The sequence below is a fragment of the Clostridia bacterium genome (assembly GCA_036562685.1).
GTDB lineage: Bacteria > Bacillota > Clostridia > Christensenellales > DUVY01 > DUVY01.
In genome coordinates, this window is the sequence record DATCJR010000005.1 from 1 (window position 1) to 15,164 (window position 15,164).

Consider the following 15,164-nt stretch of genomic DNA (forward strand, 5'->3'; position numbering starts at 1 on the left):
AATTTTAGAAAAATTGTTGACTAAATTGAGTTATGTCTATAAGATGATATTGGAAGAAATACTGTAAAATCCTTTGCAAAAAGAGAGGTGTTTTAAAATGTCAAAATATACGGCAGAACAGATAAGAAAAATAGTCAAAGACGAAGATGTAAAATTTATCAGGCTTCAGTTTACCGATATCTTCGGAACATTGAAAAATGTAGCAATAACAGCAAGTCAGTTGGATAAAGCACTTGACAATAAGTGTATGTTTGACGGTTCTTCGATTGAAGGATTTGCAAGAATTGAAGAATCAGATATGAACTTGCGTCCTGATCTTGATACTTTTGTCATATTTCCTTGGAGACCTTCTCAAGGCAAAGTGGCACGTTTTATATGCGATGTGTATAAAAATGACGGCACACCTTTTGAAGGCGATCCTAGATATATCCTAAAAAAAGTTCTAAAAGATGTAGCCGATATGGGATATACAGCCAATATTGGCCCTGAATGTGAATTTTTCTTGTTTCACTTGGACCAAAACAATCATCCTACTTTGGAATCTAATGACAGAGCAGGATATTTTGATATGTCGCCTGCTGATCTTGGTTCTAACGCAAGAAGAGATATGTGCATTATTTTGGAAGAGATGGGCTTTGAAATTGAAGCATCTCACCATGAAACAGCATATGCTCAACACGAAATAGATTTTAAATATGCAGATGCGCTTTCAACTGCGGACAATATAGTTACATTTAAACTAGCAGTTAAAACCATAGCTCAATGGCATGGTCTTTATGCGACCTTTATGCCTAAGCCCAAATTTGGCATGGCAGGCAGCGGAATGCATACTAATATGTCATTATTCAAAGGCAATACTAACATATTTGCTGATGAAAAAGATCCGATGGGCCTTAGCAAAACTGCTTATTCATTTATAGCTGGATTGTTAGACCATATGGAAGCAATCACCGCAGTAACCAATCCTTTGGTTAACAGTTATAAAAGACTTGTTTCTGGTTATGAGGCACCTGTTTATATTGCATGGAGCGCTTCTAACAGAAGTCCGCTAATAAGGATACCTTATGCGCGTGGTTCTAGCACTCGTGTAGAATTAAGAAGTCCTGATCCGTCATGCAATCCATATCTTGCTCTGGCTTTGTGTATTGCGGCAGGAGCTGACGGAATAAAAAGAGGTTTGACTCCTTCTGCTCCCGTAAATTCTAATATCTATGAAATGAGCTTGGAAGATCGTATGAAAGCTGGCATTAAGAGTTTGCCTTCAAGCCTTGAAAAAGCCATTGAACTGATGGAAAAAGATGAATGGGTAAGAAGTGTTTTAGGAGATCATGTATTTTCTAAATACATAAAAGCCAAAAAAGATGAATGGAATAGTTATCGCACTCATGTTTCCGAATGGGAGATAGCTAATTATTTGAGACGATATTAAGAGTATTACCAAAAACATAGCCGAAACATTAAGTTGATTGACAAGAAATTTGTTTTAAAATCTTTTAAGAATATTATATAAAAGATTGACAATAATGTTTAAAAATATTATGTTGTACATTGTTTTGGCTTTGAAGCTCAAAAAAATTTGCTCTTAATAAAGAGGTAAAATGAAGTTTACAAAGATGCACGGTGCAGGCAACGATTATATCTATATCGACGCCGCTCGTGAAAAAATAAATAATCCATCTTCGCTTGCTGTCAAACTTTCTGATAGACATTTTGGCATAGGCAGCGATGGATTAGTTCTTATTCATCCATCAGATGTTGCTGATTTTAGAATGCAGATGTTTAACAGCGATGGAAGCGAAGCCGAAATGTGCGGAAACGCTATAAGATGCGTTGCAAAATATGTCTATGACAAAAAAATGACTTCAAAAAAAACCATAGACATTGAAACATTAGGCGGAATAAAGACTATCGAGCTTATTTTTGATAAATCAGGCGCTGTTACAGGTGCTACTGTCGATATGGGCAAACCTATTTTAGAGCCCAATCTCATTCCTGTTAATATGCAAGGCGAACGTATTATTAATGCGCCTATTGATGTAGATGGCAAGACATATTATGTTACTTGTCTTAGCATGGGCAATCCGCATTGCGTAGTGTATATGGATGAGATCAAAAGCCTTGACCTTGAAACTTTGGGACCCAAATTTGAAACACATAGGTTGTTTCCCAAAAAAATTAACACAGGCTTTGCAAAAGTCATTGATAAAAGCAATATTGAATTAAGAGTTTATGAAAGAGGCGCAGGTGAAACGCTTGCCTGCGGCACAGGTGCTTGCGCGGCTGCTGTATCTTCATATCTTAATGGGTATACTAATAATGAAGTTAATGTGATGCTGAAAGGCGGACAACTTAAGATAAAATATGAAAAATCGGTCATTATGACAGGAAACGCTGTGACCGTTTTTGAAGGAGACATTGATGTTTGGTATTAACGGTAACTTTTTGAAGCTCGGCGGCAACTATTTGTTTGCTACCGTAAGTTCAAAAGCAAAAGATTATGCAAAAGCAAATCCCGACAAAAAAATAATAAGTTTAGGAATAGGTGATGTAACCCTTCCTCTTGCGCCTGCTATCGTAGATGCAATGGTAAAAGCATCAAAAGAAATGGGAGAAGCACAAACCTTTAGAGGTTATGCTCCTTACCAAGGCTATGACTTTTTACTAGAGGCTATTGCCCAAAACGATTATCGCGCAAGAGGCATTGATATATCTGTTGATGAAATCTTTGTAAGCGATGGCGCAAAAAGCGATTGCAGCAATATTTTGGATCTGTTTTCTATTGATAACAGAATCGCTGTTCAGGATCCTGTTTATCCTGTTTATGTTGATTCAAATGTTATTGACGGCAGAGCAGGCAGATTAAGACCTGATGGAAGTTATAATAAGGCTATTTATATGCCTTGTCTTGAGAAAAATGGATTTTTACCTGAAATACCTGAACGCCAGCCTGATATAATTTATCTCAATTTCCCCAATAACCCTACAGGCGCAATGGCTGATTATGAAACATTAAAGTCATGGGTAGATTATGCTCTCAAAATAGGTGCTATTATTTTGTATGACGGAGCATATGAAGCATTTATAACCGAAGATAAGCCTAGAAGTATTTATGAAATTTCTGATGCTAAAAAGTGCGCTATTGAATTTAGAAGTTTTTCAAAAACTGCAGGCTTTACTGGAGTTAGATGCGGTTATGTAGTAATACCTAATGAAATAAAAGCCAGCGGAGCTCAGTTAAATCAACTTTGGTATAGACGTCAGGCTACAAAGTTTAACGGTGTTTCTTATGTAGTTCAGCGTGCAGCTGAAGCTGTATACTCTCCCGAAGGCAAAAAGCAAGTTCAAGAAAATATCCATTATTATATGGAAAACGCAAGAATCATAAGAGAGGGCTTGGAAAGCATAGGCTGGAAAGCTTTTGGCGGTGTTAATGCTCCTTATATCTGGGTTAAAGCTCCTAACAACTATAGTTCTTGGGAATTCTTTGATTATCTCTTAAGAAAAGTTCAGATTGTGGGAACACCAGGTGAAGGTTTTGGTCCTGCAGGAAGAGGATATCTAAGACTTACGGCATTTAACACTAGAGAAAACACTCTTGAAGCTATAGAAAGACTGAAAAAACTAAGATAATTCTCTTATGATTTTAGCATATAGAACCGCTACAAAAATTGTAGCGGCATATGCCTTTTGGTCTAAGAATTGAGCTTATGTTATGTTGTAAATGAAAAAATAAAAGCAAAATATTAAAATTATTGACGAAATAAGCAAAAGACTTAACGCCAATAAGTGTTTAGAAAAAATATTTTATTTAGTTAATAAAACTTTAAGGAGTGCAAAATGTCAATAAGAGTAGTCGTTGGTACACAATGGGGTGATGAAGGCAAGGGCAAAATGGTAGATTATTTTGCTCAGAGCGCTGATTTGTGTGTTCGTTTTCAAGGCGGCGATAATGCCGGACATACTGTAGCTAATGAATACGGAGTATTCAAGCTGCATTTGATTCCTTGCGGAGTCTTTTATCCTAATTGTGCCAACTTAATCGGAACGGGTACTGTAGTCAATCCCGATGAGCTCTTAAAAGAAATAGCCGAATTAAAAAAAGGCGGAATTAGTCTTAAAAACTTATATATTTCAGAAAAAGCTAATATTTTGATGCCTTATCATGTTGATATTGACGGGCTTACCGAAAAGGATGTAGAAATAGGTATAGGTACCACAAAAAGAGGCATAGGTCCTGCTTATGCGGGCAGAGCTATGAGAACCAACCTTAGATTTGAGGATTTGGCAGATAATGATTATTGCCGTTCAAGGCTAAAAAAAGTGTTGCCTTTTATCAATGCTCAGGTTGAGTTTTTGGGCGGAAGAGCATATGACGCAGACGAATTGGCTGACAAATGTGCAATGTGGTATCAGGAATTAAAAGACTATATAACCAATCCGATAAGTTTGGTTCAGACATTTAAAAAACAAGGCAAAAACATATTGTTTGAAGGTCAATTGGGTGTAATGAAGGATTTGGATTTAGGAATTTATCCTTACGTTACATCTTCTCATCCTACTGCTGCTTATGCTGCGGTATCCAGCGGTTTTTCTGCTAAAGAAATTGACGATATCGTAGGCGTTACAAAAGCATTTTCTTCAGCGGTCGGAGCAGGTCCTTTCCCTACCGAAATGACAGAGTCCGAAGCTTCAAAATTGCGCGGCAGCGGTCAAAACATTGACGATGAATTTGGCGCAAGAACAGGCAGAGCTAGACGTATAGGCTGGCTTGACTTGGTTGTAGTTAATTACGCAGCTCAAATAAACGGACTTACTTCATTGGCGCTCAACAAGGTTGATAAGCTTGATAATTTAAAAGAAATCAAAATCTGCACAGCTTATGAACTTGACGGCAAGGTTTTGGAATATATGCCTAACAGCAGAGAGTTGTATAAGGTAAAACCTGTTTATAAGACTCTCAAAGGATGGAACAAACCCACCACAGGCTGTAAGTGCATAGATGATCTTCCTCAAGAAGCAAAAGATTTTCTTAAGTTTATTGAAGACAATACCGGCGTACCAGTAAAATATGTAGGTATGGGTCCTGATAGAAAAGATATTATTTTATAAGATAGTTTAAAAATTACATAAACAGTCAAGAGTTTTTCTCTTGGCTGTTTTTTAATTAAATCAAATTAACCTGCTTTTAAATTTGATATATAAAACTTTTTATTTTAAATTTAATTTATAATGATAGTTTTCATTTATCACATATACATTAAATAGTACAAAAATTATTGAAAAACAAAAAAGGTTATGCTATTATTCTATATATCAATAATTGTATAAAAACATCTTTTAATTTTCTAATGTCAAACTTTATAAAACGATAGTTTAAATTATCTTGAGTTAATTTTTTGGGGGGTGAATATTGAAACGGAAAACTGTTTCTATTTTAATTATCGCCTTGTTTATATTAAGTGTTTTTTCTGGCTGTAATGACAAATTAACACGAGGTGATTTTGAATATATTTTTTACGGTGAGGGAGATAAAAGAGAAGCTGATATAGTAGGACTTACGCCAGATGGAATGAAAAAAAAGATATTAGTAGTGCCAAAAAAGATTAATGGCTATCCTGTTGTTGCGATTTGGCGACGATCAATTACTGGCTATTTTCAGACAATATGGGAAACAGATCAATTAGAGATTTTATATATACCTTGCAAATTGCAAATTTTTGGTAATACCTTTCTAAAATGTCCTAATCTAAATAAGATATTCGTTTTAAATTTTGAAGAGGATACAACTTGGGGAGATTATAATTTTGATTTTTATTATACATCTATCTCCATATATATTTATAGGTATTATTATATTAGCAATATGCAAAAATCCACAATTAAGCCAGCTAATGTTACTTATTATTATAATTATGACGACTCTCCCAATAATGGCTGCTATTGGCTTGATAACTTGGAAGACGGTGAAAAAATATCATTTATACCAGAAGAACCAATAAGAGAAGGATATGTTTTTGCTGGTTGGTATAAAGAACCAGAATGTATCAATAAATGGGATTTTGAAAACGACATAATATATGCATCAAAAGATGATTTTTATGAAAACAAACTATATGCGAAATGGGAATAAAAGTTGATTTTAGCAAATAAATCTTACTAAATATCTTAGATTGAATTAAGAATTAATTATTTCGTTAAATCAAGATTTTACTATATAAAACTGTCAAAAAAGTTTTGACAGTTTTTTCGTTTTGCTTGACTTCTAAGTTTTATATGGGATAATAATTTGTGGAAATATTATCCATAGGGGATTGGAGAAATGAATTATAACGAACTTAAGAAAAAATTTATTGAAATCTATGGTGAGGGTGAAATTAGAATTTTTTCTGCGGCCGGAAGAGTTAATCTGATTGGAGAACATATTGACTACAATGGCGGCAATGTTATGCCTGCGGCGCTTGATCTTGCTTGTACCGTACTTGCTCGTATAAACAAAACAGACAAGATTAATTTGGCCTTTACAACTGCTCCAAACAGAGAAGTTTTGGATATAAATCATTTGGACCAATACAAGGGCTTAAAGTTTGGCAATTATCAAGCTGGTGTTGCCTTTGTTATGCAGCAAGAAGGCTTTAGTATTGTTGGATGCGATCTGTTATATGACGCAAGCGTGCCTTTCGGTTCAGGTCTTTCTTCTTCTGCTGCAATAGAAGTTGCCACCGCAATTACTTTTGCCACTTTTTCTAAAGAATCAGGTAATACCGACAAAGGCATTGACTTAGTTGAGCTTGCATGTTTGTCGCAAAAAGCTGAAAACAAATATATAGGCGTCAACAGCGGTATTATGGATCAGTTTGCTTCCGCAATGGGAAAAGCAGAACATGCTATACTGCTTGATTGCTCTACTCTAAAATATGAATATGTTCCTTTAAAACTTGGCGAATATTCACTTGTTATAGCCAATACCAATAAGCCTAGAGGCCTTGCAGATTCAAAATACAACGAAAGAAGAGCTGAATGCGAAGAAGCATTGAGTATTTTGAAAAAAGAGGTTAACATAAACAATCTTTGCGAGATGTCACCTCAGATTTTTGAACAGCATAAGCATTTATTAAAAGGAAAAATTAGGGATAGAGCTGAACATTGCGTTTATGAGCAAGACAGAGTACATAAAAGCGTGCTTGCTATGAAAAAGGGAGACTTAAAAGAATTTGGTCAATTGCTCAATCAATCACATAAGTCCTTAAAAGAACTTTATGAAGTAACAGGCATAGAATTGGATACATTGGCAGAGACCGCGCAAAAGACACCTGGTTGTATAGGTTCAAGAATGACAGGCGCAGGTTTTGGCGGATGTACAGTGTCGTTAGTTAAAACTGATATGGTTGACAGCTTTATTCAAAAAGTTACTAAAGAGTATACTCAAAAAATCGGCTATGCACCTACTTTTTACAACACAAAAATAGCTGACGGCGCATACGAAGTAAAAAACATCTAGGAGATTTTATGAAAGTATCTTCTCGCGGCAGATATGGATTAAAAGCTATGGCAGATCTAGCCATGCGCTATGGTCCAGATTATATTCCGCTAAAAGATATAGCAAAAAGACAAAACATCCCGCTAAAATACCTTGAACAGATTTTTGCAATCTTAAATAAAGGCGGATTGCTTAATAGTATAAAAGGCGCTCAAGGCGGTTATCAGTTATCAAGCCCGCCAAGAAATATCAAAGTTTTGCAGATTTTAAGACTGCTAGAAGGCGAAATTAATGAGAGCAATAGTGTTACTGATTATACAGATATCGAATATTCTATTTCAGAAATAGTATATAAAAAAGCGGATGAAGTTTTGTTGAGCTTTTTGGATAATATATCGTTAGAAGATATTGTAATACATTATAAAAAAATCAATATAGAAAATATTTCATTTTCGATTTAAGTTTAAACAAATCGCCAGTCAAGAAAGCTGGCGATTTGTTTTATTTCAGTTAACTTTGGATATAACCTTGATAAAGAAATATTTAGCGTCGTTTTAAGTTTTTTTTACAAATATTCTATCAAATTTGGTATCAAAAAGACTTGACACCACATATATAATAATATATATTTAATTCATACTATTCATATAGGAATAATAATATTTAGGAGAGAAAAAATGTCAAAAATTGCAAAGTCGTTAACAGAACTTATCGGCAATACGCCTTTACTAGAACTGGATAACTATAATAAAAAGCATAATCTAAAAGCCAAAATCATAGCTAAACTTGAATATTTTAATCCAGGCGGAAGCGTAAAGGATCGTATAGGATATTCAATGCTAGTAGATGCTGAAAAAAGAGGCATCATCAATAAGGATACCCATATCATAGAACCAACAAGCGGCAATACTGGTATTGCTTTGGCATGGGTAAGCGCAGCAAGAGGATATAAACTTACTTTGACAATGCCGGAAACAATGAGCATCGAACGCCGTAATCTTTTGAAAGCATTAGGCGCAAATATCGTCTTAACTGAAGGAGCGCTTGGAATGAAAGGCGCGATCGCAAAAGCATTGGAATTGGCAGCGCAAGATAAAAACTCCTTTATTCCTCAGCAATTTGAAAATCCCGCCAATCCTTTGATACACGAAAAGACCACAGCACAGGAAATTTTGAGAGATACAGATGGCGATGTTGATATTTTTGTGGCAGGTGTGGGAACAGGAGGCACAATAAGCGGCGTAGGAAAGGTTTTAAAACAGCATAATAAAAAGACTCATGTAGTAGCTGTTGAACCCTTGAGTTCTCCCGTTTTGTCAGGTGGAACTCCTGGCCCTCACAAGATACAAGGCATTGGAGCTGGATTTGTTCCTAAGACATATAACCCTGAAGTTGTAGATGAAGTTATAACCGTAAGCAATGAAGATGCGTTCAAGGCATCAAAAGAAGTTGCAGCAGCAGAAGGTTTGCTTGTAGGTATTTCTTCAGGCGCAGCACTCTTTGTAGCAACCCAATTAGCACAAAAGCCCGAAAATGAAGGAAAAAGAATTGTAGTCGTACTCCCTGATACAGGTGAACGATATCTTTCGACACCTTTATATGATTAAATGATATAATTTTTATGCCGCAACTAAAACTTGCGGCATAAAAAATATCATTTTTTTTAGATTTGTTATATACTTAAAAAAATTTGAAAAGTAATTTTTTAAACAGGAGTATAAATTATGAAAGAATTAGGATTCAACACCAAGTCCCTTCATGCCGGTCATAACATTGACCCCACAGGCTCGCGTTCAGTTCCTATTTATCAGACGACATCTTATGTATTTAACGATGCCGATCATGCCGCTGCGTTATTTGAATTAAAAGAGAGCGGCTATATTTATACGCGCATTAACAATCCGACTATTGCTGTACTTGAAGACAGAATCAATGCACTAGAAGGCGGAGTAGGCGCATTGGCAACTTCCAGCGGTATGGCTGCAATATTGTATTCAATTTTGAATATTGCAAGTGTTGGCGATGAGATAATTGCTGTAAGCACATTATACGGAGGTACATATACCCTGTTTAATGACCGTTTTGAACAGCAATATGGAATAAAAGTACATATAATTGACCCCGAAAATTTTGACGCAATAGAAAAAGCAATTAATTCAAAAACCAAGGCTATTTATTTTGAAACAATAGGAAATCCTGATATCAATATTCCTGATGTAGAGCAATATGCCAAAATCGCTCAAAAGCATAAAGTACCTTTGATTACAGATAACACATTCGGAACGCCTTATCTTTTTGAAGCTAAAAAATGGGGTGTTAATGTTGTAGTTCATTCTTTGACAAAATATTTGGGCGGACACGGAAACAGCATAGGCGGCGTAGTTGTGGATTTGGGAAACTTTAATTGGAGAGGAAGCGGCAGATTTCCTTCTTTTACAACGCCTGATCATACATATCATAATCTTGTTTATGCCGATATTCCTGCTGCTTATATTACTAAGCTAAGAGTTCAATTGATGAGAGATACTGGTGCATGCATAAGTCCGTTTAATGCATTTTTGATTTTACAAGGCATTGAAACCTTGTCGCTTAGAGTGGACAGGCACTGCTATAATGCTCAAAAAGTAGCCGAATATCTTTTAAAACATCCGCAGGTAGAATGGGTTAACTATCCCGGACTTGAAAACAACAAATATTATCAAAGAAAGCAAAAATATTTACCTAAGGGCGCAGGCGGAATATTGACATTTGGAATAAAAGGCGGAGTAGAAGCCGGCAAAAAATTTATCAACGGTCTGAAGTTGTTCTCTTTGCTTGCCAATGTCGCCGACGCACGTTCACTTGTAATTCATCCTGCATCCACCACTCATTCACAGCTTGACGAAGAAGGTCTTAAAAAAGCAGGTGTTTTGCCCGAACTAATAAGACTGTCAATAGGACTTGAAGACATAGAAGATATTATTGATGATTTGGAAAACGGCTTTAAGGCTGCCAAAGAATAAACAGATTAAGTTAATTAAATACTAAAAGGGAAGAATTTTCTTCCCTTTTTTAATAAGCATAGTAAGATAATTTTTTACATAACATAGAAATATGAATTTGTCCTCAAAGTCTCAAAGCAAATCAAAAAGTCAGCTAGAAGCAGGAAGCGATATCGCTATTTCTGTTTCAGGTGTTTATCCAAAATCAATCGAACACAAGCAAGCGAAATCGCATTCTTTCGTATATGGTGCGTTAATCTTGGGCGTATGCTCGTTTTTGGCTAAGCTTATGGGTGCGGTATTTAGAATACCGTTAACATATATTTTGGGTGCAGAAGGTATGGGCTTATATCAAATGGTATTTCCGCTCTATGCATTGCTTTTGACAATTTCATCAGGCGGATTGCCTTCCGCTCTGTCAAGAATTATTGCCGAAAAAACTGCCAAGGGCGAACATAAAACAGCCCAAAAGGTATTGACAACTGCTCTAATTTCACTTGCTGTTTTTGGCGCAATTTGTATGTTTATCATAGTGTTGTTTCACAGGCTTATTGCTTATGGACAAGGTAATATCAGCGCGGCTATAAGTTACCTTGGTATTGCCCCTAGTCTTGTGTTCGTTGCCGTTATATCGGCTTTTAGAGGCTATTTTCAGGGCAGACAAAATATGTTTCCCAGCGCTCTTTCACAGATTATAGAACAGTTTGTCAAAATGGCGGCGGGACTTAGTCTTGCTTATTTGCTAAAAGATTATGGACTATCTTATGCGGTATTAGGAGCTGTCTTGGGCGTTACGTTGTCTGAACTTGCAGCAATGATTGTTATAATAATTCAATATTATAATGACAAAACGCGCTTAAAATTAGAATATCCTAAGCGCGAAGTTAAAAGATATCTCAAACTTATATATGCTATTTCTATACCTATGACAATAAGTTCAATAATTATGCCCGTAACGCAATTAATTGACAGCGTGCTTGTTATTAACATTTTGTCTAAAAACAACCCCGTAAATATAGCAACTACGCTTTTTGGACTGTTTTCAGGAACAGTAAGCTCGCTTATTAATATGCCTGTGGTATTGCTCTTATCTATATCCATAGCGCTGATTCCGTCTATTGTTTCTTCAAAAGCAAAAGGACATAGTCAATTGGTAGAGAAAAAATCAAGTCTGGCACTAAAGCTTACAGTTTTGCTTTCTTTACCTTGTTTTGTGGGTTTGTTGATTTATGCTCAGCCAATTATCAATTTTTTGTACGGCCGCAGTTTAAAAATAGGTGAAGTCAATGAGCCTTTGACGGCAGCAAGACTATTGTCTATTTATTCAATTTCTGTTGTGTTTGTAAGCATATTGTCAGTATCAGCTTCTGTGTTGCAGTCATTGGGCTATAACTATGTGCCTGTAAAAAATCTTGCAATAGGCGCGGTAATCAAAATTGTTCTCAACTTTGTGCTGTTGAGATTTGCAGGAATTTACGGTGCGGCGATCTCAAGTACGATTTGTTATTTCTGTGCAATGGTGCTTAATCTTATTTCATTAAAAAAACGAGTAAAAATCAAATATGATATTGTTGGACTTGTGCTAAAACCAGTCATAGCTTCAGGACTTATGGGTATATGTGCTTATTATACTTATCAGCTTTGCAATAATTTTGTGGATTACAGAATATCGCTGATAGCGGCTGTGGGCTTGAGTGTTTTGGTTTATTTAGGGCTGATAGCCGCGATGGGTGTTTTGAACGAAGAAGAAATGGCAAGCTTACCGTTTATTAAAAAACTAATCAAAACCCAAAAATACGCTGCATAGCAACATAAAAACTTAGCAAATAAGTTTATCCGCATAAGCGGATTTTTTTATATTAAAATGACTATAAAAAAAATCTTTGGTATAATGTAAAAAAAACAACAGGAGTAAAGACATTGGAAGACTATTCGATTTTAAAAGAAGAACTAAAAGACAAGAAGGATTATACCTTTGACGATCTAATCAAGATAATGAAAATATTGATGAGCCCGCAAGGCTGCCCATGGGATAGAGTGCAGACGCATCAAAGTATTCGTATTAACGCAATTGAAGAAGCATACGAAGTTGTGGATGCGATAGATAAGAACGATAAAACCAAGATTATAGAAGAATTGGGCGACATGCTGCTGCAAGCGATTTTTCATTGCGCAATAGCCGAACGCGATGGAGAATTTGAGTTAAAAGATGTGATTAATACTTTGTGCCAAAAGCTAGTTTTTAGACATACTCATGTATTTTCTAATCAAAAAGCACAAGACGACAAAGAAGCGTTATCCAATTGGAATAATGCAAAGGCTGTTGAAAAATCCATAAAAACAGTTACACAAGATATAAATGAACTGCCTAAATATTTTCCCGAACTGCTGCGTGCCCAAAAGGTTCAAAAAAAAGCCGCTTCTGTAGGATTTGATTTTGAAAATGTTGATCAAATGCTTAATAAGGTGGATGAAGAAATCGCTGAACTAAAGGCAGAAATCAAATCAGGAAATACTCAAAAGGCGGCGGATGAGCTGGGCGATTGTCTGTTTGCTTTGGTCAATATTTCTAGAAAGATAAAAGCCGATTCTGAACTGTGTTTAAAAAAATCTACTGATAAATTTATTAACAGATTTGCTCAGGTAGAAAAATCAGTTATTGAAAGCGGCAAGGATTTTTCTGTATATACGCTAGAACAATTAGATGAGTTTTATAAAAAGGCAAAACAAAAGGAATGAAAATAGGCAATATACAACTTAATAAAGGAGCGATTCTTGCGCCCATGGCAGGCTATACCGAAGTGGGTTTCAGAGCGGTCTGTGCACATCAAGGCGCGGTAATGACCGTAACCGAAATGATAAGTGCAAAAGGCATAATGTATAACGGTGAAAAAACTATTGAACTTTTGCATGTTTCACCGTATGAAAAATTATGCGCTGTTCAGATTTTTGGCTCTGAGCCTGATATTATGGCTGAGGCAGTAAAGACCGATTATCTGAAGAATTTTCCCATTATAGATATCAATATGGGCTGTCCTGTAAGCAAGGTGGTTAAAAGCGGCGAAGGCAGCGCGCTTATGAAAAATCCTGCTTTGGCTTCCAAAATAATATCTGCCATAAAATTGGCAGCAGGCTATAGACCTGTTACGGTAAAATTTAGACTTGGCTGGGATAATAACAGCAAAAATTATATAGAGTTTGGCAAAATGGCGCAGGATTCAGGAGCGGATGCAATTACGCTTCATTCCCGCACTCGTGCAGATTTTTATAGCGGACAAGCTGATGTAAAGGCTTGGGAACAGTTAAAGAACGCAGTCAATATTCCTGTAATTGCAAGCGGAGATATCAGGGACAGACATGGCTATGAAAATGCTTTGAAGATTGTTGACGGTGTAATGATAGGCAGAGGCGCACTTGGCAGACCGCAAATTTTTGGTGAAATTTTGGGCAATCAAGACTTAATAACTACTTGGGAAGCCATAACCTTACATATTGACGAACTTTTGAAATATTATAATGATAACTATGTTGCGGTTAATTTTAGAAAGCATGCAGGATATTATCTAAAAGGAATAAACGGTTCAAGAGAAATAAAGGTTAAGCTAAACAAAGCCCAATCAACTCAAGAAATAAAACAAATTTTAAGTCACTTTTTGCATATTGGTTGATATTAAAGTTTTTTCTATTAATATGATTTTTTAAAGTTCCCTATAGTGTTTTATATTTGGTTTTGCTTTCACAATGCATATACACCCTGCAATATAATAAACTATGGGAGCTTTATGAAAATAGCAATAGTTAATTCAATTGATTTTAAGGGTTTTGCATTGTCACACCTGCAGACAATAACAGACATTGATATAATTATTTTTGCTTTTGGCGTTACAGGTGAAATTGACTTGGCAAAAGAAATCTTAGGCACTTCACAGGTTTATTCCGAACTTGTTTTACTTTCGCTTACTCTAAATTGTGTTGTAATTGCCGCCATGGATACGACTGTCTATGGACTAAAGCACAAATCGGCCGTAATTATAGAAGATGGGCATATTCTGGACATCAATGATATGGTGCATGTCTATGATGACGAATATGACAAAGGCAAAGGATTTAGGGTGTACGACACATCAAAAGGGAAATTAGGTATAATAATTCATAACGATATATTATTTCCTGAATCATCCCGCATGCTGACTATTGGCGGATGTGATTTGCTGATAACGCTTATTGATACCGACCTTGCGCGCAATAGTTTGGTTATGGCAAGAGCGGCATCTATTTCTAACGGCATTTATAATATCTGTTCTGAGACCAACGCATCGTATTATTGTGATGAGTTTGGAATAGTGCAAGGCTACACCAGAAAAGATTTTTTGGAAATAGACATCAAGCCCAGAAAGGATATTTTGCTCATACAGTCCCGCAGAAAAGATAAATATAAAGAAATTTTTTCAAATTTTTTATAAGACTGTTTTTGGTTTTATTTTGTTTAACTTTTTTTCATAAGGGATATATAATGTTTTTTGGGCAATCTTAAGGATTGTTAATTTTTTTCTTAATAGGGTCATTATGTTTAATATAGTATTAGTAGAACCTGAAATTCCTCAAAATACAGGCAATATAGTTCGTACTTGCGCAGCCACTCATACAAAACTTCATCTTGTGCGCCCGCTTGGATTTGAAATTTCGGACAAGTATCTAAAAAGAGC

Annotated in this window: 14 protein-coding genes; all 14 read left to right on the forward strand. The window is 35.8% G+C overall.

The genetic code is table 11. The features are described 5' to 3' along the window. The first annotated feature begins 97 nt into the window (after positions 1 to 97). The gene (gene glnA, locus VIL26_00160) at positions 98 to 1,429 is read left to right on the forward strand and encodes a type I glutamate--ammonia ligase (protein ID HEY8389359.1); all 1,332 of its coding nucleotides are present in this window, start codon (positions 98 to 100) and stop codon (positions 1,427 to 1,429) included. Between the two features lie 169 nt (positions 1,430 to 1,598). Further along, a complete protein-coding gene (gene dapF, locus VIL26_00165) occupies positions 1,599 to 2,432 on the forward strand; it encodes a diaminopimelate epimerase (protein HEY8389360.1) in 834 nt (277 codons plus the stop codon). Next, positions 2,419 to 3,630, forward strand: coding sequence for an LL-diaminopimelate aminotransferase (locus VIL26_00170; protein ID HEY8389361.1), 1,212 nt, complete (start codon positions 2,419 to 2,421; stop codon positions 3,628 to 3,630). The genes dapF and VIL26_00170 overlap by 14 nt, the downstream gene beginning before the upstream one ends. 207 nt (positions 3,631 to 3,837) lie before the next feature. Beyond that, complete coding sequence (locus tag VIL26_00175) at positions 3,838 to 5,109, forward strand: adenylosuccinate synthase (GenBank protein HEY8389362.1); 1,272 nt, start codon at positions 3,838 to 3,840, stop codon at positions 5,107 to 5,109. 301 nt (positions 5,110 to 5,410) lie between these two features. Beyond that, positions 5,411 to 6,130 (forward strand): InlB B-repeat-containing protein, encoded by a 720-nt coding sequence (locus tag VIL26_00180; GenBank protein ID HEY8389363.1) that lies wholly within the window; start codon positions 5,411 to 5,413, stop codon positions 6,128 to 6,130. 189 nt (positions 6,131 to 6,319) lie between these two features. Next, positions 6,320 to 7,498 carry a galactokinase gene (locus VIL26_00185; GenBank protein ID HEY8389364.1) on the forward strand — a complete coding sequence of 393 codons (1,179 nt, stop codon included), beginning with the start codon at positions 6,320 to 6,322 and terminating at the stop codon, positions 7,496 to 7,498. A gap of 8 nt (positions 7,499 to 7,506) precedes the next feature. Beyond that, positions 7,507 to 7,938: an Rrf2 family transcriptional regulator gene (locus tag VIL26_00190; GenBank protein HEY8389365.1), complete on the forward strand. Its 432-nt coding sequence runs from the start codon at positions 7,507 to 7,509 to the stop codon at positions 7,936 to 7,938. A gap of 216 nt (positions 7,939 to 8,154) precedes the next feature. Further along, positions 8,155 to 9,084: a cysteine synthase A gene (cysK, locus tag VIL26_00195; protein HEY8389366.1), complete on the forward strand. Its 930-nt coding sequence runs from the start codon at positions 8,155 to 8,157 to the stop codon at positions 9,082 to 9,084. A 117-nt stretch (positions 9,085 to 9,201) separates the two neighbouring features. Further along, positions 9,202 to 10,479 carry an O-acetylhomoserine aminocarboxypropyltransferase/cysteine synthase family protein gene (locus VIL26_00200; protein HEY8389367.1) on the forward strand — a complete coding sequence of 426 codons (1,278 nt, stop codon included), beginning with the start codon at positions 9,202 to 9,204 and terminating at the stop codon, positions 10,477 to 10,479. 91 nt (positions 10,480 to 10,570) lie between these two features. Further along, complete coding sequence (locus tag VIL26_00205) at positions 10,571 to 12,265, forward strand: polysaccharide biosynthesis protein (GenBank protein ID HEY8389368.1); 1,695 nt, start codon at positions 10,571 to 10,573, stop codon at positions 12,263 to 12,265. A gap of 113 nt (positions 12,266 to 12,378) precedes the next feature. Beyond that, on the forward strand, positions 12,379 to 13,197 hold the full coding sequence (mazG, locus tag VIL26_00210) for a nucleoside triphosphate pyrophosphohydrolase (GenBank protein ID HEY8389369.1): 819 nt from the start codon (positions 12,379 to 12,381) through the stop codon (positions 13,195 to 13,197). Continuing rightward, positions 13,194 to 14,126 (forward strand): tRNA dihydrouridine synthase DusB, encoded by a 933-nt coding sequence (gene dusB / locus VIL26_00215; GenBank protein HEY8389370.1) that lies wholly within the window; start codon positions 13,194 to 13,196, stop codon positions 14,124 to 14,126. The genes mazG and dusB overlap by 4 nt, the downstream gene beginning before the upstream one ends. 114 nt (positions 14,127 to 14,240) lie before the next feature. Continuing rightward, positions 14,241 to 14,921, forward strand: coding sequence for a nitrilase-related carbon-nitrogen hydrolase (locus VIL26_00220; GenBank protein ID HEY8389371.1), 681 nt, complete (start codon positions 14,241 to 14,243; stop codon positions 14,919 to 14,921). A 100-nt stretch (positions 14,922 to 15,021) separates the two neighbouring features. Beyond that, positions 15,022 to 15,164, forward strand: a 143-nt coding sequence (locus VIL26_00225) for a TrmH family RNA methyltransferase (protein ID HEY8389372.1), incomplete at its 3' end; no start/stop codon positions are given.

Bases quoted from the DNA above. Each gene is read 5' to 3' on its own strand.
- VIL26_00205 (HEY8389368.1), top strand. From the start codon at position 10,571: ATGAATTTGTCCTCAAAGTCTCAAAGCAAATCAAAAAGTCAGCTAGAA.
- VIL26_00185 (HEY8389364.1), top strand. From the start codon at position 6,320: ATGAATTATAACGAACTTAAGAAAAAATTTATTGAAATCTATGGTGAG.
- glnA (HEY8389359.1), top strand. From the start codon at position 98: ATGTCAAAATATACGGCAGAACAGATAAGAAAAATAGTCAAAGACGAA.
- VIL26_00220 (HEY8389371.1), top strand. From the start codon at position 14,241: ATGAAAATAGCAATAGTTAATTCAATTGATTTTAAGGGTTTTGCATTG.
- dusB (HEY8389370.1), top strand. From the start codon at position 13,194: ATGAAAATAGGCAATATACAACTTAATAAAGGAGCGATTCTTGCGCCC.
- dapF (HEY8389360.1), top strand. From the start codon at position 1,599: ATGAAGTTTACAAAGATGCACGGTGCAGGCAACGATTATATCTATATC.
- cysK (HEY8389366.1), top strand. From the start codon at position 8,155: ATGTCAAAAATTGCAAAGTCGTTAACAGAACTTATCGGCAATACGCCT.
- VIL26_00200 (HEY8389367.1), top strand. From the start codon at position 9,202: ATGAAAGAATTAGGATTCAACACCAAGTCCCTTCATGCCGGTCATAAC.
- VIL26_00175 (HEY8389362.1), top strand. From the start codon at position 3,838: ATGTCAATAAGAGTAGTCGTTGGTACACAATGGGGTGATGAAGGCAAG.
- VIL26_00190 (HEY8389365.1), top strand. From the start codon at position 7,507: ATGAAAGTATCTTCTCGCGGCAGATATGGATTAAAAGCTATGGCAGAT.
- VIL26_00170 (HEY8389361.1), top strand. From the start codon at position 2,419: ATGTTTGGTATTAACGGTAACTTTTTGAAGCTCGGCGGCAACTATTTG.